Annotated in this window: 21 protein-coding genes, 1 tRNA gene and 1 pseudogene; 8 read left to right on the top strand and 15 right to left on the bottom strand. The window is 74.8% G+C overall.

Annotated elements, in window-relative coordinates:
• Positions 1-60 precede the first annotated feature (60 nt).
• Entirely contained in the window at positions 61-2,355 is a 2,295-nt protein-coding gene (locus MF605_RS03590) for an MMPL family transporter (RefSeq protein WP_061867625.1), read from the bottom strand.
• A 64-nt stretch (positions 2,356-2,419) separates the two neighbouring features.
• Between MF605_RS03590 and MF605_RS03585 the strand changes: the two genes are divergently transcribed.
• The 5 genes from MF605_RS03585 (at position 2,420) to MF605_RS03565 (ending at position 8,219) form a co-directional block, all read left to right on the top strand.
• Positions 2,420-2,896, top strand: coding sequence for a MarR family winged helix-turn-helix transcriptional regulator (locus MF605_RS03585; protein ID WP_044658846.1), 477 nt, complete (start codon positions 2,420-2,422; stop codon positions 2,894-2,896).
• Entirely contained in the window at positions 2,893-3,405 is a 513-nt protein-coding gene (locus MF605_RS03580; protein ID WP_044658845.1) for a nucleoside/nucleotide kinase family protein, read from the top strand. Before MF605_RS03585 ends, MF605_RS03580 begins: the two co-directional genes overlap by 4 nt.
• A 110-nt stretch (positions 3,406-3,515) precedes the next feature.
• The gene (locus MF605_RS03575) at positions 3,516-6,797 is read left to right on the top strand and encodes an MMPL family transporter (protein ID WP_134415852.1); all 3,282 of its coding nucleotides are present in this window, start codon (positions 3,516-3,518) and stop codon (positions 6,795-6,797) included.
• Between the two features lie 64 nt (positions 6,798-6,861).
• Positions 6,862-7,863 carry an aminotransferase class IV gene (locus MF605_RS03570; RefSeq protein ID WP_036383651.1) on the top strand — a complete coding sequence of 334 codons (1,002 nt, stop codon included), beginning with the start codon at positions 6,862-6,864 and terminating at the stop codon, positions 7,861-7,863.
• Between the two features lie 77 nt (positions 7,864-7,940).
• Complete coding sequence (locus MF605_RS03565) at positions 7,941-8,219, top strand: DUF4235 domain-containing protein (protein WP_036383649.1); 279 nt, start codon at positions 7,941-7,943, stop codon at positions 8,217-8,219.
• A 78-nt stretch (positions 8,220-8,297) separates the two neighbouring features.
• Here the strand turns inward: MF605_RS03565 and mnhG are convergent, their stop codons facing one another.
• The 9 genes and pseudogenes from mnhG to MF605_RS03520 form a co-directional block, all read right to left on the bottom strand.
• Positions 8,298-8,705, bottom strand: coding sequence for a monovalent cation/H(+) antiporter subunit G (gene mnhG, locus MF605_RS03560; RefSeq protein WP_036383647.1), 408 nt, complete (start codon positions 8,703-8,705; stop codon positions 8,298-8,300).
• Complete coding sequence (locus MF605_RS03555) at positions 8,702-9,040, bottom strand: MrpF/PhaF family protein (protein WP_036383645.1); 339 nt, start codon at positions 9,038-9,040, stop codon at positions 8,702-8,704. Before MF605_RS03555 ends, mnhG begins: the two co-directional genes overlap by 4 nt.
• Positions 9,040-9,657 (bottom strand): Na+/H+ antiporter subunit E, encoded by a 618-nt coding sequence (locus MF605_RS03550; protein WP_036383643.1) that lies wholly within the window; start codon positions 9,655-9,657, stop codon positions 9,040-9,042. The genes MF605_RS03555 and MF605_RS03550 overlap by 1 nt, the downstream gene beginning before the upstream one ends.
• A complete protein-coding gene (locus MF605_RS03545) occupies positions 9,644-11,275 on the bottom strand; it encodes a Na+/H+ antiporter subunit D (protein ID WP_044658842.1) in 1,632 nt (543 codons plus the stop codon). The genes MF605_RS03550 and MF605_RS03545 overlap by 14 nt, the downstream gene beginning before the upstream one ends.
• On the bottom strand, positions 11,272-11,832 hold the full coding sequence (locus tag MF605_RS03540) for an NADH-quinone oxidoreductase subunit K (RefSeq protein ID WP_002858374.1): 561 nt from the start codon (positions 11,830-11,832) through the stop codon (positions 11,272-11,274). The genes MF605_RS03545 and MF605_RS03540 overlap by 4 nt, the downstream gene beginning before the upstream one ends.
• Positions 11,829-14,927 (bottom strand): Na+/H+ antiporter subunit A, encoded by a 3,099-nt coding sequence (locus MF605_RS03535; RefSeq protein ID WP_061867680.1) that lies wholly within the window; start codon positions 14,925-14,927, stop codon positions 11,829-11,831. The genes MF605_RS03540 and MF605_RS03535 overlap by 4 nt, the downstream gene beginning before the upstream one ends.
• Before the next feature lie 68 nt (positions 14,928-14,995).
• Positions 14,996-16,366: pseudogene (locus tag MF605_RS03530) on the bottom strand (MFS transporter); the annotation flags it as partial.
• Positions 16,315-16,896 (bottom strand): dCTP deaminase, encoded by a 582-nt coding sequence (gene dcd / locus MF605_RS03525; protein WP_002858370.1) that lies wholly within the window; start codon positions 16,894-16,896, stop codon positions 16,315-16,317. The pseudogene MF605_RS03530 and the gene dcd, both read right to left, overlap by 52 nt.
• Positions 16,897-16,899: 3 nt before the next feature.
• Positions 16,900-18,429 (bottom strand): hypothetical protein, encoded by a 1,530-nt coding sequence (locus MF605_RS03520; RefSeq protein ID WP_134415854.1) that lies wholly within the window; start codon positions 18,427-18,429, stop codon positions 16,900-16,902.
• Positions 18,430-18,597: 168 nt separating this feature from the next.
• Between MF605_RS03520 and MF605_RS03515 the strand changes: the two genes are divergently transcribed.
• Both MF605_RS03515 and MF605_RS03510 read left to right on the top strand, forming a co-directional pair.
• A complete protein-coding gene (locus MF605_RS03515; protein WP_223247468.1) occupies positions 18,598-18,771 on the top strand; it encodes a hypothetical protein in 174 nt (57 codons plus the stop codon).
• A 99-nt stretch (positions 18,772-18,870) separates the two neighbouring features.
• A tRNA-Gly gene (locus tag MF605_RS03510) sits at positions 18,871-18,944 on the top strand.
• Positions 18,945-19,111: 167 nt separating this feature from the next.
• Here MF605_RS03510 and MF605_RS03505 read toward each other — a convergent pair.
• Complete coding sequence (locus MF605_RS03505) at positions 19,112-19,558, bottom strand: DUF2087 domain-containing protein (RefSeq protein ID WP_134415856.1); 447 nt, start codon at positions 19,556-19,558, stop codon at positions 19,112-19,114.
• A 260-nt stretch (positions 19,559-19,818) separates the two neighbouring features.
• On the opposite strand from MF605_RS03505, the gene MF605_RS03500 reads away from it, so the two are divergent.
• Positions 19,819-20,799 carry an AEC family transporter gene (locus tag MF605_RS03500; RefSeq protein WP_036317140.1) on the top strand — a complete coding sequence of 327 codons (981 nt, stop codon included), beginning with the start codon at positions 19,819-19,821 and terminating at the stop codon, positions 20,797-20,799.
• A gap of 55 nt (positions 20,800-20,854) precedes the next feature.
• Here the strand turns inward: MF605_RS03500 and MF605_RS03495 are convergent, their stop codons facing one another.
• From MF605_RS03495 to MF605_RS03480, 4 genes are all read right to left on the bottom strand, one after another.
• Complete coding sequence (locus tag MF605_RS03495; RefSeq protein WP_036385002.1) at positions 20,855-21,814, bottom strand: diaminopimelate dehydrogenase; 960 nt, start codon at positions 21,812-21,814, stop codon at positions 20,855-20,857.
• A gap of 44 nt (positions 21,815-21,858) precedes the next feature.
• Positions 21,859-22,452, bottom strand: a complete 594-nt coding sequence (locus MF605_RS03490) for a hypothetical protein (protein WP_134415858.1) — start codon at positions 22,450-22,452, stop codon at positions 21,859-21,861.
• 118 nt (positions 22,453-22,570) lie between these two features.
• Entirely contained in the window at positions 22,571-23,050 is a 480-nt protein-coding gene (locus tag MF605_RS03485) for a flavodoxin domain-containing protein (protein WP_134415860.1), read from the bottom strand.
• Between the two features lie 40 nt (positions 23,051-23,090).
• On the bottom strand, positions 23,091-25,190 hold the full coding sequence (locus tag MF605_RS03480; protein WP_044658531.1) for an NHL domain-containing thioredoxin family protein: 2,100 nt from the start codon (positions 25,188-25,190) through the stop codon (positions 23,091-23,093).
• Positions 25,191-25,275: the final 85 nt, after the last annotated feature.

Raw genomic sequence — 25,275 nt, 5'->3', positions numbered from 1 at the left:
GCCCGCACCTCGGCGGAGGAGGTGCGGGCCGTCGTCGGGAAGGGTCCGGGACCGACCAGGTCAGGCGGCCTTGGCCGGCCACCAGACCTTCGGGCCGATGTCCCACACGAGGGCCGGGATCAGCAGCGTGCGCACCACCAGGGTGTCCAGCAGCACGCCGAAGGCCACGATGAACGCCAACTGCACCATGAACATCAGCGGGATCACCGCGAGCGCGGCGAAGGTGGCCGCCAGCACGACGCCGGCCGAGGTGATGACCCCGCCCGTGACGGTGAGGGCGCGCAGCACGCCCGCCCGCGTGCCGTGCCGCGGGGTCTCCTCCCGCGCCCGGGTCATCAGGAAGATCGTGTAGTCGATCCCGAGCGCCACGAGGAAGACGAAGCCGTACAGCGGCACGGTGGGGTCGGCGTCCTCGAAGCCGAACACGTGCCGGAACACGAGGGCCGAGACGCCCAGGGCCGCACCGAAGCTGACCACGGTGGCCGCCACGAGCAGCACGGGCGCCAGGAGCGAGCGCAGCAGCACCGCGAGGATGACCAGCAGCATCGCGAGGATCAGCGGGATGACGACCCGCAGGTCGCGCTGCGTGGTGACGTTCGTGTCCAACGCCTGGGCCGCCGGGCCGCCCACGAGGATCTCGCCCGAGGTGGGGAGATCCGCGAGCCGGTCGCGCAGGCGGGCCACGGTCTGCTGCGCGGCGAGGGACTCGCCCGGGTCCGCCAGGGTGGCCGAGACCAGCACGCGGCCGTCCACCACGCGAGGCTGCGGCTCCGGCGCGGACGCGGCGCCCGTCCCGCCCTCCGCCTCGAGCGCGCTCGGGGGCGGGACCGCGGCGGTCCCGGGGGCGTCCGCGGTGACCTCCGCCTCGGCCACGCCGGGGTCCTCCGCGACGGCGGCGAGCACCGCCTCGGCGTCCCCGGCCGGCGCGAGGATCTGGGCGGGAGCGCCCGCGCCGGCGTCGAAGTGCTCGCTCAGCAGGGCCTGGGCCTGCCGGGCGTCGGAGTCGCCGAGCAGCACGTCCTCCTGGGCGACGCCGTCCGCGCGCAGCTGCAGCAGGCCGCCGCAGAGGGCGAGGAGCCCGACTGTCGTGGCGACCCAGACGGGGCGGGGCCGGCGCGCGACAACGGTGCCCACCCGCGTCCACACCCCGTGGTCCTCCTCGAGGCCGGCGATGGGCCGGCCCGCGCCGTCGCGCGGCGGGGTGAAGGCCCGGCCCCGGGCGGCGCGGCGCTCCGTGCGACGGCGCGCGCGCTCGGGGGACGGGATCGTGGGCCAGAAGGCGGCACGCCCGGTCAGCCGCAGCAGCGCCGGCAGCAGGGTCAGGGCGGCGAGCCACGCGAAGGCCACACCCGTGGCGGCCACGGGGCCGAGGGAGCGCGTCGAGTTGAGGTCCGAGGCCATCAGGATCAGCAGGGCGAGGGCCACGGTGGAGGCGGACGCGGTGATCGCGCCGAAGGACCCGCGCACGGCGGCCCGCAGCGCCTCCCCGACCTCCGCGCGGACCAGCAGCTCCTCGCGGTGCCGGGCCACGAGCAGGAGGCAGTAGTCCGTGGCCGCGCCGATCACGAGGATCGAGAGGATGCCCTGGGCCTGGCCGTTGAGCTGGATCCAGCCCGCCAGGGCCATCCCGTAGACGGCCACGATCGCGCCGCAGAGCGCGGCCACGGCCGTCAGGAGCACGAGGACCGGCAGCAGGACGGAGCGGTAGACCGCCACGAGGATCACGAACACCACCACGAGCGCCACGAGCAGCAGCAGCCCGTCGATCCCCGCGAACGCGCCGCCCAGCTCCGCGACCAGGCCCGCCGGACCGCCCACGTGCCACTCGGTGTCCGCGGCCACGGTCCCGGCGAGGGCGGGGGCGGCGGCCGCCGGGTCCGCCACGACCTCCCGCAGGTCGGCCACCACGTCGGCCACGGGTCGCTCAGCCCCGGCCGAGGAGTCGACGAAGGCCAGGAACTGCACCGCCGCACCGTCTTCGGAGGGGATCGGACCGGCGACGTCGACCACGCCCGGCACCTCGCCCAACAGGCCCGCGAGGTCCGCGAGCGCGGGGAAGGCGGCCGCGGGGTCCGCGGTGCTCGCCGGGCCCACGACGACGGCGGGCACGGCCTCACCGTCCTGGAACGCCGCCGCCTCCTCCCCCGCGCGGGTGGACTCGGCCGACGCCGGCAGGAAGGTGGCCTGGTCGTTCGAGGAGACGTCGCCGATCGCGCCGAACACGGGGCCGCCCAGGCCGAGCACGGCGAACCAGACCACGGCGAGCGCCGCGGCCAGGCCCAGCCGCAGCCCCCGAGAGGGACGCCCCGGCGCGGCGGGGGTGCGGAAGGCGGACAGGTCGGGCGCGGTGGGCATGCCCCCGAGCGTAGGGGATGGTTCGATGATCAAACAACCATGGGGGCTGGCTAGACTCCCGGCCATGACCACGCAGCCCCCCTCCGCCCCCGCGGAGCATCTCGCCGTGGTCCACGCGCTGCGCGTCTTCAGCGAGAGCGCGGAGCACGCCGTCGACGAGGCCGGCCGCGGCGTCGGCCTGCATCGCACGGACCTCAGAGCCCTCGCGTACCTGATGGCCCGCGCGGCGGCCGGTGAGCCCGTCACCGCCTCGGACCTCGGCGCCCACCTGCACCTCACCCGGGCCTCGGCCACCGCCCTCGTGGACCGCCTGGCCGCCGCGGGCCACGTCCGCCGCCGCCGGGACGAGGGCGACCGGCGGCGCGTGCTGGTGGAGCACACGGACACGGCCCGCCGCGACGGGCAGCGCGCGTTCCAACCGATGTCCCAGCGGCTGAGCGCCGCCCTCGAGGGGTTCTCCGTCGCGGAGCTGCGGGCCGCGGTGCGGGTGCTCGAGGCGGCCACCGCCGCGCTGACGGACCCCACCCCGGAGGACCCGTGACCCGACCGGCGCTCATCGGCCTGGACGGCCGCTCGGGGTCGGGCAAGACCGTCCTCGCCGCCGCGCTCGCGGCCCGGATCGCGCCGTTCGCGCGCGTCGAGGTGATCGAGATCGAGTCCATGTACCAGGGCTGGGACGGGCTGGCCGCCGCGGTGGGCGACGACGGCCCCTACCCGGCCGTCGTGCGCGCGCTGCGGGAGCGGGGCACGGCGACCTGGACCACGTGGGACTGGCACCGCGCCGCCCCCGGTCCGCCGCGGCGGACCGCGCCGGCCGACGTCGTGGTGTGCGAGGGCGTGGGTGCGCTCAGCACCGCCGCCCGACCGCTGCTCGACCTGGCGGTGTGGCTCGAGCTCGAGACCCCCGCGCGGCGCACGCGGGCGCTGGCCCGGGACGGTGAGACCTTCGCCCCGCACTGGGACCGCTGGGCCGCACAGGAGGAGGACTACCTGGCCCGGCACGCCCCGCGCGCCGCGGCGGACCTGGTCCTGCGCCTGCCCTCCGCCTGACGGGGGCGCCGCCCGGACCGGAGCGGTTCGCTCCGCTTAGGTGTAGCATCGGAGGCGGCGCGCCGCGTCCGGCCGCGTCCCACCCCAGCGCAAGGAGACCTCCCCTTCCCATGGCGACACTGCTCTACCGTCTCGGCCTCGGCGCCGCCCGCCGCCCCCTCCTCGTGATCCTCGCCTGGGTGCTCGCCCTGGCCCTCGCCGTCGGCGGGTTCCTCGCCTTCGGCGGCACGCTCTCCTCCACCGTCACCATCCCCGGCACCCCCACCGCCCAGGTCACGGACCGTCTCAAGGAGGAGTTCCCCGAAGCCTCCCGCGGCAGGGGCCAGGTCGTGTTCACCACCGAGGACGGCTCCCCCCTGACCGACGCCCAGCGCGAGCAGATCACCGCCCTGCTGGACGACGTCGCCGAGCAGCCGGCCGTGGAGGGCGTCGTGGACCCGTTCGAGGCCCAGGCCCAGCAGGACGACGCCCGCACCCGGCTGGACGAGGGCCGCACCGAGCTGGCCGACGGCGAGCAGCGCCTCGCGGACGGACGCCAGGAGATCGAGGACGGCCGGGCCGAGCTCGAGCGTCGCACGGCCGAGGCCGACGCGGGCGAGCAGCGCCTGGCCGAGGCCGCCGCCCAGCTGGAGGAGGGGCAGGCGAAGCTCGACGCCGCGCGCGCCGACCTCGAGGAGCGTGGCCTGGACGCCCTGCCGGCCGAGGCCCTGGCCCCGCTCCGGGAGGCCGAGCAGCAGGTGGCCGAAGGCCAGGAGCAGCTCGACGCCGGCCGCGCCGAGCTCGAGGAGCAGGCGGAGCGCCTCGAGGCCGGCCAGGCCAAGCTCGACGCACAGCGTCAGGAGCTCGAGGCCGCGCAGGCCGAGCTCGACGCCCGGTGGGCCGAGCTCGAGGCCGGGCAGGCCGAGCTCGACGCCCAGGCCGAGCAGCTGGCCGCGGGCCGCGCCGAGCTCGAGCAGGCCCGGGACGCCGCGCTGGCCGAGGCCGAGGCCGCCGGCATCCCGGCGGAGCAGGTCGCCGCGCAGTTCGCCGACCAGGAGGCGCAGCTCGCCGCCGGCGAGGCACAGCTGGCGGCCGGTCAGGACCAGGCCGACGCCGCCCGCGCGCAGCTGGAGGCCGCCCAGGCCGAGGCCGACGCGGGCGCCGAACAGCTCGCGGCCGCCCAGGCGGAGGCCGACGACGGCGCCGCCCGACTCGCCGCCGGCCGGCAGCAGCTGCAGGAGTCCGAGGCCGAGCTCGAGGCCGGCCGCGAGCAGGTGGCCGCGGGACGGCAGCAGGCCCTGGACGCGGCCGAGGCCGAGCTCGACGCGCAGCAGCAGAAGATCGACGAGGGCCGGGCCGAGTACGAGCGCGGCGTCGCCGAGCTCGAGGACGGCCGGGCCCAGCTGGCCGCCGGCGCGGAGCGCCTGGACCAGGCCGAGGCCGACCTCGCCGACGGCCGCGCCGAGCTGGACGACGGCCGCGTCGAGGCCGAGCGCGGCGAGCGCACCCTGGCCCTCGCGGAGGACTTCCGCACCGTGTCCGAGGACGGCAGCACCGCCGTCGGGATCGTCACCTTCACCACGCCGACCCCGGACGTCACCGCCGAGGACAAGGAGGCGGTCACCGGCGCCCTCACCGGCGCGGACATCGACGGCGTCGCCGTGCATCCCTCCCAGGAGCTCAACGCCACCGTGTCCTCCCTGCTCGGCCCGGGCGAGGTCGTGGGCCTCGTGGTCGCCGCGATCGTGCTGGTGGTCATGCTCGGCACCCTCGTGGGCGCGGGTCTGCCGCTGGTCAACGCGCTGGTGGGCGTGGGCGTGGGCGCCGCCGGGGCGCTCGCGTTCTCCTCCGCCGTGGAGATGATCTCCGTGACCCCGGTGCTCGGGGTGATGCTGGGCCTGGCCGTGGGCATCGACTACGCGCTGTTCATCGTCAACCGGCACCGCCAGGAGCTGCGTCGCGGCACGGGCCTGCACGAGTCGATCGCGCTGGCCAACGGCACCTCCGGCAACGCCGTGGTGTTTGCCGGCATCACCGTGATCGTCGCCCTCGTGGGCCTGAACGTCACCGGCATCCCGTTCCTGGGCCTGATGGGCACCGTGGGCGCGGTCTGCGTGGCCGTGGCCGTGCTGGTGGCCGTCACCCTGACCCCGGCCCTGCTCTCCCTGGCCGGGATGCGGATCCTCTCGAAGAAGGAGCGGGCCCGCCTCGCCGACGAGGGTCCCGCCTCCGTCGCCGAGGGCTCCGCCGCCGTGCGCCGCGCCGGGCGCCGCTCGACCATGTCCACCCCGGCCGCGATCGCCTCGGCCCTGGCGGCCGTCGCCCTGCTGGTGCTCGTGGCCCTGCCGGTCGGCTCGATGCGCCTGGGCCTGCCGGACGGCGGGTCCGAGCCGGAGGGCTCCGACTCGCAGGTTGCGTACGAGCTCACCGCCGAGAAGTTCGGCGAGGGCTACAACGGCCCGCTCGTGGTGACCGTGGACCTGCCCGCCGGCCTGGACGAGGACGCGGCCGAGGACGCCCGCCTGGCGGTGGGCGAGCAGCTCGCCGGCCTCGAGCACGCGCACGCCGTGGTGCCCGCGGGCTTCAACGAGGACCGCACCGTCACCATGTTCCAGGTGCTGCCCGAGGAGGGCCCGAACGCCGTCTCCACCGAGGAGCTGGTGCGCGACCTGCGCGCCACCGAGCCGGCCGGCGAGGCCTCCAACCTCGGCGTGGCCGGCATGACCAGCGGGTTCATCGACGTCTCGGAGAAGCTCTCCGACGCCCTGCCCCTCTACCTGGGCGTGGTGGTGGGCCTGTCCCTGCTGATCATGGTGCTGGTGTTCCGCTCGATCCTGGTGCCGCTGATCGCCACCGGCGGGTTCGTGCTCTCCATGTTCGCCGCCATGGGCGGCGTGGTGGCCATCTACCAGTGGGGCTGGCTCGGCTCGGTGTTCGGGGTCCACAACCCCGGCCCCGTGCTCAGCTTCCTGCCGACCATCATGATCGGCGTGCTGTTCGGCCTGGCCATGGACTACCAGCTGTTCATCGCCTCCGGCATGCGCGAGGCCTACGCCCACGGCCTGCCCGCCCGCCAGGCCGTGCTGACCGGCCTGCGCTCGGGCCGGGCCGTCGTGATCGCCGCGGCGATCATCATGATCTCCGTGTTCGGCGGGTTCATCTTCGCCCACGACGCGATGATCCGCCCGATGGGCTTCGGCCTGGCCTTCGGCGTGCTGCTGGACGCGTTCGTGGTGCGCCTGCTCCTGATGCCGGCGCTGATGCACCTGCTCGGCGAGAAGGCGTGGTGGCTGCCGCGCTGGCTCGACCGGATCATGCCGGACGTGGACGTGGAGGGCGCCCAGCTCGAGCGCGCCCACGCCCCGGCGCAGCCCTCCGTCCCCGCCCCGGACGGCGGCGCCCACCGGGCCTGACCGCCCCCGACTGATGCCCGCCCCCGGCCCCGATCGGCCGGGGGCGGGCGTCTATCCTGGGCGGATGCGTCCCACCGCCTTCTCCCCCGCCGCCGGCTCGCCCGTCCTCGTCCTGCTCGAGACGGACGCGGACGGCGCCCCCGCCCCGCGGCTCGCGGACCCGGCCGTCCCGCACCTGAGCGTCACGGACCAGGGGGTCACGCGCGGCGACGGCATCTTCGAGACGGCGCTCGCCGTCGCCGACGGGCTCGGGACCCTGCGCATGCGCAAGCTCGGAGCCCACCTCGGCCGGCTGGCCGCGTCCGCCGCCGCCCTGCAGCTGGCCGCCCCCGAGGCGGCGGCGTGGGAGGCCGCCGTCGCGCTCGGCCTGCGGGCGTTCACCGAGGCCAACGACGTCGCGCCCGGGGACCGTCTCGCCGTGCGCCTGACCGTCACCCGCGGCCCGGACGCGGCTCCCGGCGCGGTGCCCACGCCCACCGCGTGGGCGCTGCTGAGCCCGGCCCCGGCGATCCAGGACGAGGAGCGGCAGCGGGGGCTGCGGGTGCTGCTGCTGGACCGCGGCATCGACTCGCAGGCCCCCGAGCGCTCCCCGTGGCTGCTCACCGGCGCGAAGACCCTCTCCTACGCCGTGAACATGGCCGCCCTGCGCTACGCCCGCGCGCACGGCGCCGACGACGTCGTCTTCACCAGCGCGGACGGCTACCTGCTCGAGGGCCCCACCTCCACGGTGCTGATCGTGCGCACCGGGGAGGACGGCGTCCGCCGCCTCCTCACCCCGCTGCGCCAGAAGGGCATCCTCGCCGGCACGTCGCAGGCCGTGATCTTCGCGGCCGCCCACGCGGACGGCTGGGAGCTCGGCTACGGCCCGCTCGTCCCGGCGGACCTCCAGGGCGCCGAGGGCGTCTGGCTCGTCTCCTCGGTGCGCGGCGTCCTGCCGGTGCGCGCCGTCGACGGCGTCGAGATCCCCGTGGACCACGAGCTCACCGGCATGCTGCAGGCCCATCTGGACGCCGACGGCGACCCCGGCCGGCACGTCAGCGGCGACCCGGTGCCCACCGCGGGCTAGGCTGGGGACCGGCCCGTCCGGCGTCGTCGGCCGCGGCCGCAACCGCACGTGAGATCCCCGACCACGGAAGGCGCACCATGAACACGCTCGCCCAGAAGGCCCTGTCCGCCGGCATCACGCTGGTCGGCGGCATCGTCGGCTCCCGCGTGGTGGCGGGCGGCTGGCGGCTCGTCACCGGCCACAGCGCCCCGAACGACGCGGCCGACGAGACGCTGCCCCTCATCGAGGCCCTGTCCTTCGCGTTCATCTCCGCGGGCGTCGCGGCGCTGCTGAAGGTCGCCGGCCAGCGCGGCGCCGGCGCCGCGATCCGCAAGGTGTCCGAGTCCACCGCGCACCGCGTGGACCACGAGGTCTGAGCCGCCCCGCCACCACCACGACGACGGCCGCCGCCCGGAGGGATCCGGACGGCGGCCGTCGTGCTATGCGGGGTGGTGTCAGCGGCGCCCGCGCGGCCGGGCGCCGGCGCGGCGCGGCCCGGGGTCCGCCGGGGGCTCGGCGCGACGGACGACGGCGGCCAGCTCGTCCCGGTGCAACAGCTCACGGCGGGCGTGCTTGGTGCGGTAGCCCGTACGGCCCACCAGGTGGGAGGCCACCGGGGCCGTGACCATCTGGGTGACCCACGCCAGCAACAGCACGGGCAGCCACACCCACGACCGCCACTCGATCGCCAGCCCGGCGAGCATGAGCAGCAGGCCGAGGACCTGCGGCTTGGCGGCGGCGTGCATGCGGGCCAGCAGGTCCGGGAGCACGAACAGGCCCACGCCGGCCACCAGGGAGAAGAAGGCACCGCTGACGAGCAGGAACGCGGCCAGCCAGTCCAGGAGCGTGGCGGTGTCGGTCATCGGCCCTCCTCCCCGCCCGGCACGTCCGTGGTGCCGGGCACGCGCGCCTGGTCCTCGAGCGAGTGGTCCGGGCGCCGGTCCTCCGCGAAGCGCGCCACCGTCACCGAGCCGACGAAGCCGACGGTGGCGGCCAGCACCACGAGGACCACGTGGTGGGTGTGGCGGTGCACGGCCATCTCCAGGACGAGCATCCCGGAGAACACCACGAGCAGCACGTCCGTGGCGACCGCCCGGTCCAGCAGCGAGGGGCCGCGCACGATCCGGTAGAGCGCACCGACGGCGCCGACCACGAGCAGCGCCCCGCCGGCCCACGTGGCCAGGTCCATGGGGTCCATCAGGCCTCCTCCTTCGGGGGGCGGGCGGCGGGGGGCGCCGAACTCGGGAAGCGGCGGACCAGCTCGAGGTCCTCACGCGTGCCGACGGCGCGGATGATGCCCGCCTCCACGTCGAGGGCCTTGGCGCGGAAGCCCGCCACGTCCTCGTCCGTGGTCGCGTCGAGCACGTGCAGGTACAGGACGGAGCGGACCCGGTCCACGTCCAGCACGATCGAGCCCGGCACCAGGGCCAGGGCGTGGCTGACGAGCGTGATGATGAGGTCGTCGTGGCTGCGCAGCGGGACGCCCACGATCGAGCCGCGGGCGCGGCGGCCACGCAGCAGCACCGTCCCGGCCACGTTGACTGAGGCGCGCACGACGTCGACGAGGAACCGCACCGTGAACACGAGGGACCACCAGGGGTTCAGACGGCCGCTGAACGGGATGCTCGGCATCGGGAAGAGCCCGATGATCAGCAGCGCGAAGGCGAGGCCGGTCAGGGCCACGTGCGGAGCGAAGTCCTGCCACAGGGCGCACCACACGGCCACCATCACGAGGATCAGCGGCCACTGGGCCACGATGCCCCGGATCCGGTCGGGGCGCACCACGCCGCGGCGGGCGGAGTCACTTCCGGGCATCGTGCACCTCCGTCGGGTCGACGCTGAGGGTGGCCGCGGCCCGCTCGGCCGCGGCGTCGTCGAGCACCGCCGCGATGTAGGGCGAGCGGTCGAGCATGTCCGTGGCGGCCTCGTCGGCCAGCGCGAACAGCGGACCGGCGGCCACCGTGAACACCAGCGTCAGGCCCACGAGCGCCGTGGTGGGCAGCACGAGGCCCGGCTCGAGCGGGCGGGGGCGCTCGCCACGGGCGACGGCCCGCTCGTAGGCGGCCACGAGCTGGGCGGGCGGGTGCTCCACGTCCTCGACGCGGCGCCAGAACGCGCGGGTCCACACGCGCACCACCACGAGCAGGGTCAGCAGGGACACGAGCAGGGACACGCCCACCAGCGTGTAGGCCAGGGGCGTGGCCTGCTCGACGCCGCCGCGCAGCAGGCCGACCTTGCCGAGGAAGCCGGAGAACGGCGGGATGCCGCCGAGGTTGAGCGCGGGCACGAGGAACAGGACGCTCACGAACGGGGAGACCTTCGCCAGGGACCCGAGGCGGTCGATGTTCGCGGTGCCGGCGCGGTTCTCGATCAGGCCCGTGACGAGGAAGAGCGCGGTCTGCACGGTGATGTGATGGGCCACGTAGTACACGGTGGCCGCCAGCCCCGCCTCCGTGGCCAGGCCCAGGCCGAAGATCATGTAGCCGATGTGGGAGACGAGGATGAAGGACAGGATGCGCTTGATGTCCGTCTGGGCCAGCGCGCCGAGGATGCCCACCACCATGGTCAGCGCGGCCACCACGAGCAGGAGCGCGTTGACGTGCTCCCCCGGGAAGAGCAGCGTCTCGGTGCGGATCATCGCGTACACGCCCACCTTGGTGAGCAGGCCCGCGAACACCGCGGTCACCGGGGCGGGCGCGGTGGGGTACGAGTCCGGCAGCCAGAAGGACAGCGGGAACACGGCCGCCTTGATGCCGAAGCCCACCAGGAGCAGCACGTGCAGGACCATCTGCACGTCGGTGGGCAGCTCGCCCAGCTTCACGGCCAGGTCCGCCATGTTCACGGTGCCGGTGGCCGCGTAGATCATCGCGATCGCGATCAGGAACACCACCGAGGAGAGCACGGAGACCACCACGTAGGTGACGCCCGCGCGGATGCGCTGGGCGGTGCCCCCCATGGTCAGCAGCACGTAGGAGGACGTCAGGAGGATCTCGAAGCCCACGTAGAGGTTGAACAGGTCGCCGGCGAGGAACGCGTTGGACACGCCCGCCACGAGGATCAGGAACGTGGGGTGGAAGATCGAGACCGGCCCACCCTCGTCCCGGTTGATCAGCCCCTGCGCCGAGGCGTACAGCAGCACCGCCAGGGTGATCAGCGCCGACACCACGAGCATGAGGGCCGAGAGCCGATCCACCACGAGGCTGATGCCCAGCGGGGCCGGCCAGCCGCCGAGGTGGACGGCCGCGACCCCGGTGTCCCAGACCGCGGCCAGCAGCAGCGCGTCCAGCACGAGGGTGAGCACGAGCGCGGAGACCGTGACGGTGATCTGCGCGCGGGGGCGGCGCACGAGCATGAAGGTCACGGCCGCGCCCAGCACGGGCAGCATGACGGCCAGCGGGGCCAGGTCGGTCAGGGGGACGGAACCGATGCTCATGCGCGCTCCCCGCCCTCGGGACGGCGGCCGCGGGACGCTGCCCCGGATCCGGTGGGCGCCTGGGGGGCGGGCGTGGCGTGCTGCACCTGGGGCCGTGCCTCCGTCGCGTGCTCGTAGTGGGCGTTGGGGTCCGCGGCGTCGTCCAGGAACTCGGAGGACTCCTCCACGAGCTCCGCGTCGTCCTCCGCGTCCCAGGCGGGCATCCGGGCGATCTTGACGTCCTCCGCGTCCACCTCGACCTCGTCCTCGCGGACGAGCAGCCACGAGCGGTAGATCATGGCGGTCAGGAACGCGACCACGGCGAAGCCGATCACGATCGCGGTGAGGATCAGCGCCTGCGGCAGCGTGTCCGCGTACTCGTGCGGGTCCCGTCCGCGCACGAACAGCGGGGCCAGGCCCGTGCCGCCCGAGGAGAGGAACAGCAGCATGATGGCGCCGTTGTTGATCAGCACGATGCCGAGCAGGATGCGCGTCAGGCTGCGCTCGAGCACCAGGTAGATCCCCCCGGCGAACATCACGCCCATCGCCAGGAGCAGGGCCAGGTCGACGGTCATCATCGGGCGGCCTCCGGGGCGTCGGGGGTGGACGGGGTGGGCATGCGCGGATGACGACGGCGGGCCGCGGCGCGCAGGCGGGCGCGGCGGGCCTCCTCGCCCCGGCGGTCCACCTCACCGCCGAGCGAGCGCAGCACGTCGATCACGAGCCCGACCACCACGAGGTACACGCCGATGTCGAACGCCGTGGCCGAGACCAGCTTGAGGGCGTCGCCGAACAGCGGCAGGTCGGTGAACTCCACCACATAGGACTGCAGGATCTGCCCGCCGAAGAAGAGCGGGGCGATCCCGGTGAGCGTGGCGATCGCCAGGCCCAGGCCGATCATGGGCCCGGCCGGGATCACGGAGGCCTCCTGCAGCTCGTACCGGCCGCCGGCGAGGAAGCGCAGCGTGAGGGCCAGGCCTGCGAGCAGGCCGCCGGCGAAGCCGCCGCCGGGGGTGTTGTGCCCGGCCAGCAGCAGGTAGACGGAGAGCAGCATCATGATCGGGAACATGAAGCGGGTGACGACCTCGAGGATGATCGAGCGCCGCTCGGGGGCCATCGTGTGGCCGGCCACGAGCCACTGGCCCTTGCGATCGTCCACAGCGAAGCTGCGCACGACGGACAGCTCGCGGGCCCCGAGCGAGGAGTCGGCGCCGAAGTCGCCGACGGAGCCGGGGGCGACGTCGTCGATGCTGCGGGTGCGCCCGTCGCGGTGCTGCAGGAAGATCAGGGAGGCCACGCCGGTGGCCGCGGCGGCCAGCACCGTGATCTCGCCCCACGTGTCCCACGCGCGGATGTCCACGAGGGTGACGTTCACGGCGTTCGTGCCGTAGCCGTCCGTGTAGGCGAGCTCCGGCATGGGCAGCGAGATCCGCTCCGCCGTGCGGGCGGCCAGCGCGGTGGCGGCGATCCACATCATGGTCAGCGCGAACCCGACGGCCACGGCCAGGCGGCCCAGCCGCCGCGAGCCGGTGCGGCGGTCGTACCAGTCCGGCGGCAGCACGCGCAGGCCCAGGATGAGGGTGACCAGGATGATGGTCTCCACGAGCACCTGGGTGATCGCGAGGTCCGGGGCGCCGCGCATCGCGAACAGGGCGGCGGCGCCGTAGCCGGTCACGGACACCAGCATGATCGCCTTGAAGCGGCGGCGCGCGCGGACGGCGAACACGGTGGCGACGGCGATCATCAGCACCACGACCAGCTGCGCCGGGGTCTGGAACCAGGCGACGTCCGCGGAGAGGAACGAGGTGGCCAGCGTGCGCTCGCTGCGCCCCACGGGGAAGAGCAGGAACGCGGCCGGCAGCAGGAACGCGGTGGCCAGGATGATGCCCAGGTAGCGGCGCAGGGAGCCGGTCTGGGTGCGCCCCGTGACCCAGATGGCGACCTCGTCGAGGGCGCCGGTGATCTTCCGGTACGTGCGCAGGGCGTCGACCGGGAACTCGACGCGGCGCTGGAACGCCTCGACTCCCGGCCGGCCGAGGGCGAGCAGCGCGCCGAGCACCCAGACCCCCGCGGAGAGGGCGAGGATGGGCGTCCAGCCGTGCCACAGGGCCAGGTAGGCCGGCGCCTCCTCCGGGTCCAGCGGCGGCAGGGAGCCCGTGTGGGCGGTGATGATCCCCTCCACCGGGCCGGGCAGGAAGGCGAGCACCAGGCCGGCGAGCGCGAGCAGCGCGGCCGGGGCCAGCTCGAGGGTGGTGACGCGGGTGTGGAAGCGCGTGACGGGGACCGCGGCCCCCTCCTCGTCCCGCTTGGCGGCGAACGAGCCCCACAGGAACCGCCACGTGTAGGCGAAGGTGAGCACCGAGCCCACGGTCATGAGCACGAGCGGCGTCCAGCCCCACACGCCGCCGTGGGCGGCCCCGTGGGCGGCCAGCGACTCGAGCACGGACTCCTTGGCCACGAAGCCGAACAGCGGGGGCAGCCCGGCCATGGACAGCCCCGCCGCCACGGCGACGGCGGCCAGGACCGGATGGCGGCGCCCGATGCCGGAGAGCTGGCGCAGGTCGCGGGTGCCGGTCTCATGGTCGATGATGCCGACGATCATGAACAGCGGCGCCTTGAACACCGCGTGGGCCAGGAGCATGGCGAGCCCGGCCATCGCCGCGTCCCGGGTGCCCAGGCCGTTGGCCACCATGAGGAAGCCGAGCTGGGAGACCGTGCCGTAGGCGAGCACGAGCTTGACGTCCGTCTGCCGCAGGGCGCGCCAGCCGCCGAGCACCAGGGTCCACAGGCCGACGCCGAGCACCAGGACCTGCCAGGACGTGAGGTCGTGGAACTCCGGGGCCAGGCGGGCCACGAGGAACACGCCGGCCTTCACCATGGCCGCCGCGTGCAGGTACGCGGACACGGGGGTGGGCGCGGCCATGGCGGCCGGGAGCCAGAAGTGGAACGGCGCCTGGGCCGACTTGGTCAGGGCGCCGATCAGCACGAGCGCGACGGCGACCTCGAGCAGCCCGCGCATCCCGGGGTCCGCCATGAGGGCCGGGGCCGCCTCGAGCACGCCGGAGATCCGCCAGGAGCCGGAGACGTGGGCCAGCATGATGAGGCCGGCGAGCATGGCCAGGCCGCCGAACGTGGTGACGATCAGGGCGGTGATGGCGGAGCGGCGGGCGAAGATGCGGTGGCCCGAGTAGCCGATCAGCAGGAAGGACAGGACGGACGTGATCTCCCAGAAGGTGTAGAGCACCATCAGGTCGTCCGTGGTGACGAGCCCGAACATCGCGCCGGCGAACGCCAGCAGCTGCCCGCCGAACACCGCGTTGCGCGGCTCGTGCTCCCGGAAGTAGCGGGCGCAGTAGGCCAGGACCAGCGCGCCGACTCCCAGCACGATCAGGGACATGAACGCGGCCAGCATGTCCATGCGGAACGCGAGCTCGATCTCGAGGTACGGCACCCACGGCACGGCGCGGTCCAGGCGCGCCGCCGAGGCCGGGACCGGCCGGCCGGCGTCGAGCGCCTCCTGCAGCGCGAACACGTGCGGCAGCTGAGTGAGCAGCCAGACGAAGCCCGCCGCGGGAGCGGCGGCGAGCAGATAGAACCCCTGACGTCCCGTCCACCGGAAGAGCACCGGGGCGGCGAGCGCGACGACGAAGAGCGCGGTCAGGATGACGAGCATGCGGTCCCTTCGTCAGGCACGGGCGAGGGTCCGGTCCAGCCTAACGGAGGGATGCGCCCCACCCGGGGTCAGCGGACCGATTCCGCGCTCCGCGTGATCGGCTCCGTGACCCGGGCGAACAGCAGCCCACCGGCCACGAGCACGACGGCGATCACGGGGATGACCACCCGGTTGTCCGGGTGCAGGGCGAGCGCGAGCGTGACGAGCGCGGGCGTGATGAACCCGACCGCGCGGCCCGTGGTGGCGTACAGCCCGAACACCTCGCCAGCCGTCCGCGGCGTGGTGAGCCGGCCCAGGAACGCGCGCGAGGCCGACTGCACCGGGCCCACGAACAGGCACAGCGCCAGCCCGCCGACCCAGAACGCGAGGGTGCCCGAGGCGAAGAACAGCGCCCCGGCCACGAGGACCATGGCGGCCAGCGAACCGAGGATCACCCGGCGCGGACCGACCGCGTCGTCGAGCCGCCCGCCCACGAAGGCGCCCAGGGCGGCCACCACGTTGGCCGCGATCGCGAACAGGATCACGTCCGAGGTCGCCAGCCCGTAGACCGTGGTGCCCAGGATGGCGCCGTAGACGAACACCGCGCCCACGCCGTCGCGGAACACCGCCGAGGCCACGAGGAACCACAGCGTGTTCCGATCCTCGCGCCACATCCGGGCCAGCGTGGCCCCCAGCTCGCGGTAGGAGCCCAGCACCGACTCACGGCGCGGCCCGCCGTCCGCCGCCGGGGCGGGGGCCGGGTCCGGCACGGCCACCAGCACGGGGATCGCGAACACGAGGAACCACGCGGCGGCCACGAGCGCGACCACCCGGATGTTCAGCGCCGCGTCCTCCGTGACGCCGAACCAGTGCGCGTCACCCGAGACGAAGCCCACGAACACGATCAGCAGCAGCAGGATGCCGCCGAGATACCCCGCGCCCCAGCCGATGCCCGAGATCCGGCCGATCGTGGCCGGCGTCGAGATGTGCACGAGGATCGCGTTGACCTGCACCTCCGCGAACTCGAAGAACACCGTGCCCAGGGCGATCAGGGTGACGCCCAGCAGAAGGGAGGACTCCTCCGGGGTGACCCAGAAGCAAGCTGCGGTGCACGCGATCACGGCGCCCGTGGTCAGCGCCAGCCCCCGCCGGCGCCGTCCCGCGCCGTCCGCCCGACGCCCCAGCACGGGCGCGGTGACCGCGATGACGACGCCGGCCACCGCCATCGCCGTCGAGAGCCAGGCCGTGCCCCGCTCGTCCGGCCCGAACGCGTCCGAGGCCAGGTAGGTGCCGAACACGAAGGTGACCATGACCGCGTTGAACGCGGCCGAGCCCCAGTCCCACAGCGCCCACGCGGCCACCTGGCGGCGCGGGGCGGCGGAGGCGACCGGCGGGAGCGCGACGTCGGTCATCGCTCGATGCGGGTGAGGTGGAAGTCCCGGTGCGCCCGGGAGGCCGTGGGCCCGCGCTGACCCTGGTACCGGTTCTGGTTGGCCCCGGTGCCGTACGGCGACTGGGCCGACGAGGAGAGCCGGAAGAAGCACAGCTGGCCGATCTTCATCCCCGGCCACAGCGTGATGGGCAGCGTGGCCACGTTGGACAGCTCGAGCGTGACGTGCCCGGAGAACCCGGGGTCGATGAACCCGGCGGTCGAGTGCGTCAGCAGGCCCAGCCGCCCCAGCGAGGACTTGCCCTCGAGGCGGGCGGCGAGGTCGTCCGGCAGCGTGACCTGCTCATAGGTGGAGCCGAGCACGAACTCCCCCGGATGCAGGATGAACGCCTCGTCCGGGTCCACCTCCACCAGCCGGGTCAGCTCGTCCTGCTCCTGGCGCGGGTCGATGTGCGCGTACCGGTGGTTGTCGAAGAGCCGGAAGAACCGGTCCAGGCGCACGTCCACGGACGCGGGCTGGACCATCGCCGGGTCGAGGGGGTCCAGGCCCACGCGCCCGGAGTCGAGCTCGGCGCGGATGTCGCGGTCGGAGAGCAGCACGGCTCAGTCCATTCGCACGACGACGGCCAGCGGGGTGCGCTCGCGGCCCTGGCCCAGCGGGTTGTCCGCGAAGGCGGCCTCGAGGACGGCGGCGGAGGCCTCCGTGTCCCGGCCGAGGGCGTTGCGGCCGATGTCGTTGGCGTCCATCACGACGGTGCCGGCGAAGGATGCCTTCGCCCAGGCCGGGATGTCCGCCGCCCGGATCATCGCCGAGACCTCGGCGGCCACCCGGTCCGGCTCGGCCGGCGGCAGCTTGGCCGAGACGTTGGCCGGGAACGTGGAGTAGGTGGTGGGCCCGTCGATCGCGCGGACGTTGCCGCCCACCACGTTGTAGAACACACCGCGCTTGCCGGCGACCTTGCCGGCGGCGCCGGCCGCCGCGGAGAGCACGATGCGCGGCAGGCCCGCCTCCTGGATGGCCAGCTGCATGGTGGTGGGATCGCCCAGGCCGATGCCCGCGGGCGTGCGGGTGACCAGGCGGGAGAGGACGCGGGCGGCCACGGAGGGGCGGACCTCCCACGTGTAGTAGGAGCGACCCTGGGTGATGGCCACGATCTTCTCGGACACGGAGAAGTGCCACGGGGCGTCCTGCGGCATCGCGTCCGCGGGCAGGTCGCGGAAGAAGTCCTCGATCTCGCCGCGCAGGTAGGCCTGCAGGTCCGTGTCCCGGTCCACCAGGCCGGTCTGCACCGGGAAGCGGCGGTAGCGGCGGCCGTCCTCGGCGGAGACCAGGTCGAGCTCCTTGCCCGGGTTCGGCTCGTGGTCCGGTTTGGCCGGTGCCGGGGCGGTGGGGGCCTCGTCGACCGCGGTGGCGGGGCCGGCCGGGGCGGCGTCCGCGTCCACCGCGTCGCGCAGCCAGAGCTCGAGGTTGAGCAGGCGCCAGAAGCGCTCGGGGTCGTGCCGGCGCGGGTGGGCGAGGAAGTCCTCGAAGAGCGCGCGGACGGTGGGCGCGTCGGCGTACGGGCGGGCGGCGAACGAGTCGGAGGCGAACACCTCGCGGACCGGCTCGCGCAGGGCGAGCAGCAGGCCGGCCGCGGCGTCGTCGTCCGCGTGGCGGGCCGGCGGGAGGACGGCGTCCACCAGGCCGGCGAGCCGCCCGCGCGGCACGCCGCGATCGGCGGGGCGCTCGTCCGCGTGGGCGTCGACGAAGGCCGAGTTCAGCAGCGCCTCGACGGGCACGTCGGCGCGCTCGCGGGAGTCGGCCAGGCGTGCGGCGACGTCGCGGCGGGTCGCGGTCAGGGTGCGCGCGGCACCGCGCAGGCCGCGGGGCGCGTCGGCGGCCGGAGGCGTCGGGACGGGGCGGCCGCACACGTGCGCGGTCGAGGCCAAGGGGCCGCCGTGGGCGCGGATCGCGGCGCGGACCGACTCGAGGTCGGCGACCGGGGACGGCGTCGCAGCGGGGGCCAGCGGCGCGGGCCGGGGACCGCCGACGAGGAAGGGGCGGTCCGCCTCCCCGAACGCGAGGTAGCGGTACACCGCCGCGTCGTCGGGGCGGGCGGGGACCTGGGCCGCGTCGGCCGTGGTGTCGCGCATGGGACGTCCTTCCGGGACAGGGGCTGCCGGACGCGTCCGGCCGCGGCCGGGCGCGGTTCGGACTCTACCAGCGGCCCCCGGCGCGCTTTCGTTCGGGAAACGGCGGCCCCTGGTGCGCTTTCGTTCGGGAAACGGCGGCCCCTGGTGCGCTTTCGTTCGGGAAACGGCGTGGCCGGCCGCTGGCGCGCGGGTGCGGCCCTGACCATCCGCGGCGAGTTCTCCATCGTGATCGCCGGGCCGGTGCTCACGCGGTACGCGGACGCGTTCGGTCGCTCGCGCGCCCGGGCGGCGACGCGGCGGGTGCGGGCGCGCGAGGTCGCCGCAGCGGACCCGGTGCACTGACGTACGGGTCCGCGGGGCTCAATGACGACGCGGGGCCGGTCGCACGGCCGGGCTGGTGTATGGTGGTGCCCGCGCCGCAGGCGGAAGCTGAGCGGTTGCGCGGGCGTAGCTCAATGGTAGAGCGCTTGCTTCCCAAGCAAGATACGCGGGTTCGATTCCCGTCGCCCGCTCCACACCACGACGACGGCCCCGGGCCCCTCACGCGAGGGACCCGGGGCCGTATCGGTCCACGTCGCCCCGCCACGGCCGCACCGGGAACGCAAGACGTCGGAATGCGGCCACATTCCGGTGTCATGGCGACCGCTGGCGTTCCAGGTCGACGTGCGGGGTCCCGCTCCCCTCAACCGCCCGCGCGGATCTCGCGCAGCCGGCGTTCCAGGTCGACCGGCAGGTCTGCGGCGAAGCGCGGGTCGAGGTCGGGCCCGGCGTCCGCCAGTCGGTAGACGCCGTCGGCGCGGTCGAGGAACCCGTAGTCCACGAGTTCGCGACGCAGCGTGGCCACGTCCTCGTGGGCGGGGCGCAGCAGGTCGTTGACCTCGGCCTCCGCGTAGGCGCGGCCCGCTCTGAAGCGACGCAGCAGCTCGAGAAGGACGGCCACCCGCGGCTTGCGACGCGCAGGGATGGAGCGCAGCCGGTCCCCGTCGAAGAAGCGGGTGAGCACGGTCGCGTGGTAGCGCTCGGCGGACTGCCACTCGTCAGCGAGGGCCGCCGCCGCGGCGGTGTACCGCTCACCGGTGACGGCCATGCGGGCACGGATCAGGGTCTTGAGGTCGGACTGACGGGTCATGGTGCATCCTCGCCGGCGCGCTCCCGGCCATGCCGCGCCGCGGGTCGGGGACGACGTCCGTCGCGTGCGGGTGGGCCCGAGGATCCGCTCCCCTTCGCGCCGGGCTGCAGGGCCCTGCCGCGCGGGACCGGGCCGCGTGGCGCGCTCGGCGGTGGGCGCCGCCGTCGTGATCCAGGCTAGCCGACGCCCGCGACGTAGGATCGCGCCATGCCCCTGACCCCGCCGCGGACCGCCCCACCCCGACCTGTGGAGGCCCGTCCGTGACCCAGGTGCTCTCCGGCTTCGCGGTCGTGTGGGTGATCATCCTCGTGGGCGTCCTGGTGGGGCGCACGGGGGTGCTCGGCGAGCACGGCCGCACCGTGCTCTCCCGCGCGGCGTTCTTCATCGGCAACCCGGCGCTGCTGTTCGTCACGCTCTCCCGCGCGGACGTGGGCGCCGTGCTGGGCCCCCAGCTGTGGGTGGCCACGCTGTCCGCGTTCACCGCGGCCGCACTGTACCTCGCGGTGACGGTCCCGCTGCTGAAGGGCAGGTCGGCCTCGGAGCGGATCATGTCCGCGCTCAGCGCCTCGCTCGTGAACTCGGCGAACCTCGGCATCCCCATCGCGGCCTACGTCCTCGGCGACGCCGCCCTGGCCGCCCCGGCGCTCATCTTCCAGCTGGCGATCTACACGCCGCTCTACGTGGCCGCGATGGACGCCGCCACCGCGCGCGAGGTCCGGCGACGCACGACGGCGGGCCGGCGCCGGGCGGTGCGCCGCTCCCCCGGGCGCGCCGTGGCCGACCAGGTCCGCCACACGGTCACCAACCCCCTGATCCTGGGCTCGGTGGCCGGCCTGGTCTTCTCCCTCACCGGCTGGTCGTTGCCGGGCCCCCTCATGGAGTCCGTGGAGCTCATCGGCGGGCTGTCCATCCCGGCGATGCTCCTGGCGTTCGGCATGTCGCTGGTCGGCTCGCGGCCGCTCGAGCGGGCCGGCGGGCGACGCGCGGACGTGCTGCTCGCCTCGGCGGTGAAGCTGGTGGTGCATCCGCTGCTGGCCTGGCTGCTCGCGCAGTTCGTGTTCGGCCTGGATGCGCGGCACGTGTTCGTCGCCGTCGTCCTGGCCTCCCTGCCGACCGCACAGAACGTGTTCGTCACCGCCGTGCGCTACGACGCGGGGCTGCGCGTCTCGAAGGACACGATCCTGGTCACCACGATCGTCGCGATCCCGGCGATGATCGCCGTCGCCCTGCTGCTGGCCTGAGGCCGACGACGGCGGCGCCCGGCCCGGTGTCACGCGCCGGACGCCTCGCCGCGGCTCAGACGTCCCGGCGGATCAGCTCGTCCAGCCCCGTGGGCGAGAGCAGGTACGGGGCGACCTCGAGCACGGTGCGCGCCCCCGTCTCCCCCTGGGCCTTCAGACGCGCGGCGGCACGGCCGTAGGCGACCTGCGCGGCGGCGGTGAAGTCGGGGTTGGACTCCAGCTCCAGCACGAACTCGACAGCGCTGCGCGAGCCGCCGAGGTCGCCCGAGGTGACGACGTGGCCGCCGTGCGGCATGCCCTGGTGGTCGCGCTCGAACTCCTCCTCGGAGATGAAGTGCACGGTGGTCTCGTACGGGGCGAAGTAGTCGGGCATCGTGGTGATGGCCTCGGTGATGGCCGCGTGGTCGGCCTCGTCGGCCACCACGTAGCACTCACGCACGTGCGCGGAGGCGCCGGTGATCTCGGCGCCCCGTCCGGCGCGGGCCTCGGCGATCGCCTCCTCGCTGGGGATCGTGTACTGCACGCCGCGCCGGACGCCGGGGACCCGCCGGACGGCGTCGGAATGGCCCTGCGAGAGGCCCTTGCCCCAGAACGTGTTCTGCTGCGGCTGCGGGAACAGCGCCGCGCCCAGCACCCGGTTCACCGAGAACAGGCCCGGGTCCCAGCCGGTGGAGATCATCGCCACGTGCCCGCCCTCCCGGGCCGCGGCGTCCATCTCGGCGCGGTGCCGCGGGATGAGCTGGTGGTTGTCGTAGGTGTCCACGGTGGTGAAGTGCCGCGCGTAGCCGGCCGCCTGCTCGGGGATGTCCGTGGCGCTGCCGAGGCAGAGGAACAGCACGTCGATCTCCCCGGCGTGCTCGGCGGCCCGCTCCGCCGGGAGCACGGGCGTGTCCGTGTCCAGGCCGGTGCGGCGCGAGAAGATGCCCACCAGCTCCATGTCCGGCTGGAGCTTCACGAGCTTCTCCACACTGCGGCCGAGGTTCCCGTATCCGACGATGCCGGCGCGGATGGTCATGTGCGTCCTCCTGGTGGGGTCGTGGTCAGGTCGGTCCCGCCAGCCTAGGCCCGGCGCCGCGGGGCGCCGGGTCCGCCCACCGGACCGCGCAGCAGGAGCACGACGACGGCGACCAGCCCCGCCGACGCCAGCACGCTGACCACGTAGATCGGCCAGGCCCACGGGCTGTGGTCGCCCCCGCCGATGCCGTAGGTGTCCGCGAGCGCCATGCCCGGCCCGAACGAGGCCATGAAGTAGGCCGGGGACGCGGCGACGAGCGAGGCGAGGCCCAGGGCGAGGACCGCCAGCGGGTCGACCTCCTCGCGACGCCACGTGAGGAACCACAGGATCGCGGCCACACCGAACCCGGCCGCTAGGATCACGGCCGGAAGGACGAAGGGGACGCCGAGCTGGCCCGCCGCGCTCAGGTCCGCGTAGATCCTCCCGAGGCCGCGGTCGCCGGGCGCGGCGGCCAACGGGTTGAGGACGAACACCTGCAGGGCCGCGAGCGCCGCGACCGCCGCGACGACGCCCGGGACCACCGCACCCGCGGCGAGCCGCACCCAGCCGGGCCGGTCGGGCAGAGCGAGGGGCGCCGTCGTCGGGCGGGGCCGGGCGGGGCGGGAGGACGCGGCGGGGCGACGGGCGGCATGGGACATGCGGCCAGGTTAACCGCTCGCCTCGGCTGCGGACACGAGAGCCTCCGTCGCCGTTTCGTCAACGACAGCGTCTGCGGAGGCGCCCCCACCGTCTCGTCGACGACAGCGGCAGGTGAGGTCAGCGGACGCCGGCGCCGGAGAGGGTCTTGGCCCAGGCCTCGATGGCGTCCCAGTCGCGGTAGTCGCCGTAGTGCTCGTTGCGGGAGAGCTTGAGCTTGAGCTTCTCCAGCCGGCCCAGGCGCTCCTCGACGAGCGCCCCGCGGAAGTACGCCACCTCGCGCGGACCGTAGGACTCGAGCTTCTTCCGCACCGGCGGGGCCAGCTCGGGCGCGCCGCCGGAGGCCAGGATCACGAGCGGCAGGTCCGCCAGCTCGGCCCGACGGGTGTCGAGGAACGCCCGCGCGTCGGCGGCGAGCGAGCCCGTGTAGACCGGGGCCGCGACGATCACCGCGTCCGCCGTGGCCAGCCACGCGGCGGCGCCCTCGACGTCCTCCACCACGGTCGGGACGGCCTGCGACGTGCGCAGCACCTCCGCGACACGCTCGGCGATCTCTCGCGTGGATCCGTGGGCGGACGAGGTGACGATGAGCGTGGTCATGGTGGGGCGCAGCCTTCGGGGTCGGGGGCGGACGACGCGCTCAGTGTATCCCGCGCAGGTCCAGGTCCAGGCGGGTCTCGGCGCCCTCCGGGGCCCGGTCCGGGGTGTGCACCGTGACCGGGATGCCCCAGTCCTGCTGGTACAGGTGGCAGGCGGCGTGGTCGGGGATCGGCTGCCCCTTCTCCCCGTCGCACGCGGCGGCCCGGGCGGTGATGTGCAGGACGCCCTCCTCGACCTCGGGGTTCAGCCGCAGCGTCCGGTGCAGCCCCGTGGACGTGCCCGCGCCCTCGAGCAGCAGCTCCTCCGGGGACGAGGAGACCTTCAGCTGCGTGGGGTCGCCCCAGCGGTCGTCCAGCTTCTGCCCCGTGGGCGCGGCGAAGCCGATCGTCAGGTCCAGGTCGCCGGCCACCACCGGGGTGCGGGGACGCTGCGTCTGCCGCGCGCCCTCGTCCACGGTGAGGAACTCCTCCGGCACCGCCAGCCGCGTGAGCCGGTGGGCGTTGGACTCGACCACCACGATCGCAGTGTCGTTCCCGTCCGCGTCGTGCTCCACGAGCACGTCCGAGGGCTCGAGCAGCCCGCGCGCCACCGTGGTCACCGTGGCCGGGACCGCCCGGCCCGCGGCATCCTCGCCGGCCGGGGCGTACCGGCGGATCGCGCCGTTGTACGTGTCCGCGATCAGCACGGAGCCGTCCGGCAGGGCCGTGACGCCCAGCGCGTGCTGCAGGCGCGCGCGGTCCGCCTCCCCGTCCACGTGGCCGAAGTCGAACAGGCCCGCCCCGACGGCGGTCCCGACCTCGCGGCGCCCGTCCTCCCCGGTCCGCACCCAGCGCACCGCGGAGGTCTCCGAGTCCGCGACCCACAGCGTGCCGTCCGCGCCCACGGACAGCCCCGAGGGCTGCGCGAACCAGGCCCGTCCGGCGTCGCCGTCCAGCAGGCCCTCGAGCGCCGTGCCCGCGTGCACCGCGAGCGCGTCTGTGACGGGGTCGAAGTCGAAGAGCTGGTGCGTGCCGGCCATCGCGATCACCACACGCCCCAGGGCGGGGTGCCACACGACGTCCCACGGGGAGGACAGCGAGATCGCGGTCGGCTCCCCGGGCAGGTCCGCGAGGTCGACGGCGACGTCCCCCTCGTCGTCGACGGCGGCGGCCTCCTTGGCGCGCTCGGAGTCGATGAGCTTCTGCACGCCGTTGCCGGCGAGGGTGCTGACGTGCCCGTCCGACAGGCGCAGGCCCCGCAGCCGGTGGTTGACGGAGTCCGCCACGACGACGTCGTAGCCGACGCGCTGGGCGACGTCCTCGGGCAGCAGCGCCAGGCCCTGCGGCTCGTTGAACAGCGCCTGGTCCGGCCCGCCGTCCGCGTGGCCCTTCTCCCCGGGCGTGGGGAATGCGAGCTCGGCCTGGCCCGCGTCCGCCGTGGCGGGGTCCCCGCCGCCGAACGCGCGGAGCACCGTGGTCAGGTCCTCGGCGACCTCCAGGAGGCGGTGGTGGCCGGTGTCCGAGACGAGGAACGTGCCCGGGCGGGAGCCGCGGCCGCCGAGCGACACGGCCTTGCCGGGGAACGACAGGTCCCGGGCCACGGGGGCGGGCGGGACGTAGGGGCCCGAGCCGCGGTGCAGCGTGCCCTTGGCCTCGTGCTCGGCCACGAGCTCGCGCACGAGCCCGTAGAGCCCGGCCACGTGCCCCTCTCCGGACAGGTGCGCGGCGATGTAGCCCTCCGGGTCCACCACCACGAGGGTGGGCCACGCGCGCGCCGAGTACGCCTGCCACGTGGTCAGCTCGGGGTCGTCCAGCACGGGGTGCTCGATGGCGTAGCGCTCGACGGCGGCCGCGAGCGCGTCCGGGTCCGCCTCGTGCTCGAACTTGGGCGAGTGCACGCCCACCGTGACGAGCACGTCCGCGAACTCCTCCTCGAGCGGGCGCAGCTCGTCCAGGACGTGCAGGCAGTTGATGCAGCAGAACGTCCAGAAGTCGAGGAGGACGACCTTGCCGCGCAGGTCCTCGAGGCTCACCTGCTCGCCGCCGGTGTTCAGCCAGCCGCGGCCCACGAGCTCGGACGCGCGCACCCGGGTGGCCGCGCGCGGCACGGCGGCGGGGGCGTCAGCGGTCGGGGCGGGGTTCGGGGTCTGCGGTGCGGTCATGTCCACCATCATGACGCACGCCCCGGACGCGTCAGCCGTGAGCGGACGCCGGCGGCGTCACAGGGGGAAAGACGACGCCGCCGGG

This window comes from Micrococcus luteus, assembly GCF_022664405.1.
GTDB classification, from domain to species: Bacteria; Actinomycetota; Actinomycetes; order Actinomycetales; family Micrococcaceae; genus Micrococcus; species Micrococcus luteus.
This window is presented reverse-complemented; position numbering and strand designations above follow the sequence as displayed.

Bases quoted from the DNA above. Each gene is read 5' to 3' on its own strand.
- MF605_RS03590 (WP_061867625.1), bottom strand. From the start codon at position 2,355: ATGCCCACCGCGCCCGACCTGTCCGCCTTCCGCACCCCCGCCGCGCCG.
- MF605_RS03585 (WP_044658846.1), top strand. From the start codon at position 2,420: ATGACCACGCAGCCCCCCTCCGCCCCCGCGGAGCATCTCGCCGTGGTC.
- MF605_RS03575 (WP_134415852.1), top strand. From the start codon at position 3,516: ATGGCGACACTGCTCTACCGTCTCGGCCTCGGCGCCGCCCGCCGCCCC.
- MF605_RS03570 (WP_036383651.1), top strand. From the start codon at position 6,862: ATGCGTCCCACCGCCTTCTCCCCCGCCGCCGGCTCGCCCGTCCTCGTC.
- MF605_RS03565 (WP_036383649.1), top strand. From the start codon at position 7,941: ATGAACACGCTCGCCCAGAAGGCCCTGTCCGCCGGCATCACGCTGGTC.
- mnhG (WP_036383647.1), bottom strand. From the start codon at position 8,705: ATGACCGACACCGCCACGCTCCTGGACTGGCTGGCCGCGTTCCTGCTC.
- MF605_RS03555 (WP_036383645.1), bottom strand. From the start codon at position 9,040: ATGGACCCCATGGACCTGGCCACGTGGGCCGGCGGGGCGCTGCTCGTG.
- MF605_RS03550 (WP_036383643.1), bottom strand. From the start codon at position 9,657: ATGCCCGGAAGTGACTCCGCCCGCCGCGGCGTGGTGCGCCCCGACCGG.
- MF605_RS03545 (WP_044658842.1), bottom strand. From the start codon at position 11,275: ATGAGCATCGGTTCCGTCCCCCTGACCGACCTGGCCCCGCTGGCCGTC.
- MF605_RS03540 (WP_002858374.1), bottom strand. From the start codon at position 11,832: ATGATGACCGTCGACCTGGCCCTGCTCCTGGCGATGGGCGTGATGTTC.
- MF605_RS03535 (WP_061867680.1), bottom strand. From the start codon at position 14,927: ATGCTCGTCATCCTGACCGCGCTCTTCGTCGTCGCGCTCGCCGCCCCG.
- MF605_RS03520 (WP_134415854.1), bottom strand. From the start codon at position 18,429: ATGCGCGACACCACGGCCGACGCGGCCCAGGTCCCCGCCCGCCCCGAC.
- MF605_RS03505 (WP_134415856.1), bottom strand. From the start codon at position 19,558: ATGACCCGTCAGTCCGACCTCAAGACCCTGATCCGTGCCCGCATGGCC.
- MF605_RS03495 (WP_036385002.1), bottom strand. From the start codon at position 21,814: ATGACCATCCGCGCCGGCATCGTCGGATACGGGAACCTCGGCCGCAGT.
- MF605_RS03490 (WP_134415858.1), bottom strand. From the start codon at position 22,452: ATGTCCCATGCCGCCCGTCGCCCCGCCGCGTCCTCCCGCCCCGCCCGG.
- MF605_RS03485 (WP_134415860.1), bottom strand. From the start codon at position 23,050: ATGACCACGCTCATCGTCACCTCGTCCGCCCACGGATCCACGCGAGAG.
- MF605_RS03480 (WP_044658531.1), bottom strand. From the start codon at position 25,190: ATGACCGCACCGCAGACCCCGAACCCCGCCCCGACCGCTGACGCCCCC.